Source organism: Trinickia mobilis, from assembly GCF_017315705.1.
In the GTDB taxonomy this organism is placed as follows: Bacteria; Pseudomonadota; Gammaproteobacteria; order Burkholderiales; family Burkholderiaceae; genus Trinickia_A; species Trinickia_A mobilis.
In genome coordinates, this window is the sequence record NZ_JAFLRF010000007.1 from 1 (window position 1) to 2,167 (window position 2,167).

Here is a 2,167-nt window from a genome sequence, read left to right on the forward strand (position 1 = left end):
GGCGGCGGCGGCGCGGGCGGCGCGGCAGGCTCGCGCGCGCGCTGCGGCGGCCGGTAGACGGGTTTTTTCGGCGGCGGACGTTTCGCCTCGGTGACTTCGTGCTTCGGCTCGACGACCGGTGCCGAGGCGACTTCAGGCGCCGACGCGGGCGCCTCGGGCTCGGAGGTCGGCTCGGGCGGCGCGGCCGGCTGCTCGGTTTCGGGCACGGGCTTCGGGCCGAACAGCGCGCTGCAGCCCGCGAGCGTCGACAGCAGTACGAGGACCGGAATACGCCGGGTTACGTATTGACGGGAAAAACCGCCGCTCATCAATGAAGCTCCTGATAGGTGAGTGCGTGCCGGTGGCGAGTCCCGCGGCAGGGCGCCAGTGCTGTCGAACCGTCCCAGCTGCGCCCCCGGACTTGCGCGCGCGCTCCATTCTAACTGCGGGCCCCTCGTTGCGGCGTTTGCGGCGCGACGGCGGCGGTTTGCTGTTTGCGTGCAAGCGTGCCGATGGCGGCATCGCGCGATACGGTCGAATGCGCGATGAGCAGGCACGCGGCTTGCCCGTCTTCATCCGCCAAAATGCAGAGGAAACAGCAAAGTCTTGCGTGCCGTGCTAGGTTCGTCGGGGAGTTAGTCCTACAGTGCACATGCGCGATCCTCGCGCATGCGATCGTGTTTTGGCCGCCCGGTTGATTCGGCGGCCTTTTTGTTTGGATCGAGTTCCATGCCTACTTGAACTCGGGAATCGCGTGCAGTGAGCGGCCCCCGGTAAACAGTGCCATGATGTAAGCGAGTTTTCGGCAGACTTTTCGATGGGAAAGGAGCCGTGCGATGAAACGCAAACGCTTCAGTGTCGAGCAGATTGTCGCGGTCTTGAAACAGGCAGAAGCGGGCATCACTGAATGCATGCCGTTCAACTAAATGCTCCCTGGCATGCAGTTGCAACGAATATCCTGCAGCCTGTCGGATTACGAACTAAGGCTGACAATTCCATACTTCAGTTGCCTGGTTCCCACCGGGTGAGATCCATTCGATATCGTCAATCTGACCGTACACCGTCCATACCTTCATGTGTGACTGCACAGGATCGTCGCATCGTTTATCGAGTCGCTTTAATCAACAACAACATCCCTATCGGAATGGCCAACTGTTAAAACCATTTCCGTTTTAACTCCATTCTTGACGATGGCTCTGAATTGCGATGGAGATATTGTTACCTTCACGCCTCCATCACTCGCTGCCACAACGTCGTGTTTAGCGTCGCGGACGAATAACCGATAACCGCCTCCCCGCTCTCGTCGCCGTATTTGGTCGCTCGCGCCGAACGCCGGGCCACTCGCGCCACCGCCGCTGGAAGCCGAGCGCCGCGCCGCCGCCGACCGCGCCTTAATCACACGAATTTAATATTCGGTGCACGTTTCTTACAAATAGATTAAACAACACGCCAAAAAGGGGGCGGCGTGCATCCTTTAGGCGAAAATATCGCAATTACCGCAATCCAAGATTTCGATTTCTGGAATAATAATTTATTTTCTTATATATCAGTGACTTGGGCGCATGTTTCTTTTTCGAGGCAGGGTTTTTTTCTACTTCTAGCGAGTAATGGCATTGCGCTATTCTCCTCTCCGCAACAAATAAATTATTTAAATTATTCATTCGCGTGGAGATATGATGAAAAAAACCGCATTGTCTACCCTCTCGCTGGCACTGCTCGGCGCCGCTGGCGCAGCGCATGCCCAAAACAGCGTCACGCTGTATGGGGTGATCGACAACTCGCTGACCTATATTCATAACGCCGCGACTAACGCCCAGGGCCAGAGCCAGAACCTGTGGGCGCTGGGCAACAGCAACAGCGGCGACCTGTCGGGCACCCGTTGGGGCTTGAAGGGCGCGGAAGACCTCGGCGGCGGTCTGAAGGCGATCTTCCAGTTGGAGAACGGCTTTAACCCGTCCACCGGCCAACTGAACCAAGGCGGTCGCGAGTGGGGCCGTCAAGCATTCGTCGGCATCGCCAGCGACAAGTTCGGCACGCTCACGCTGGGCCGCCAGTACGACCCGCTCGTCGACATGATCCAGGGCATCACGGGCGACGCCTACCTCGGCAGCTCGTTCGCGACCGTCGGCGACGTCGACAACTACGACAACAGCTCGCGCACCAACAACGCGATCAAGTACGTGTCGCC

General features: G+C 58.8%; 2 protein-coding genes and 1 pseudogene. 1 reads left to right on the forward strand and 2 read right to left on the reverse strand.

Going from position 1 to position 2,167, the window contains the following annotated elements; genetic code table 11:
* Together J3489_RS11685 and J3489_RS11690 are read right to left on the reverse strand one after the other, a co-directional pair.
* Nucleotides 1–308: pseudogene (locus J3489_RS11685) on the reverse strand (PRC-barrel domain containing protein); the annotation flags it as partial.
* A gap of 312 nt (nucleotides 309–620) precedes the next feature.
* Complete coding sequence (locus tag J3489_RS11690; protein ID WP_206998528.1) at nucleotides 621–929, reverse strand: hypothetical protein; 309 nt, start codon at nucleotides 927–929, stop codon at nucleotides 621–623.
* A 726-nt stretch (nucleotides 930–1,655) separates the two neighbouring features.
* On the opposite strand from J3489_RS11690, the gene J3489_RS37585 reads away from it, so the two are divergent.
* The coding region (locus tag J3489_RS37585) for a porin (RefSeq protein WP_242539968.1) at nucleotides 1,656–2,167 on the forward strand (512 nt) is incomplete at its 3' end.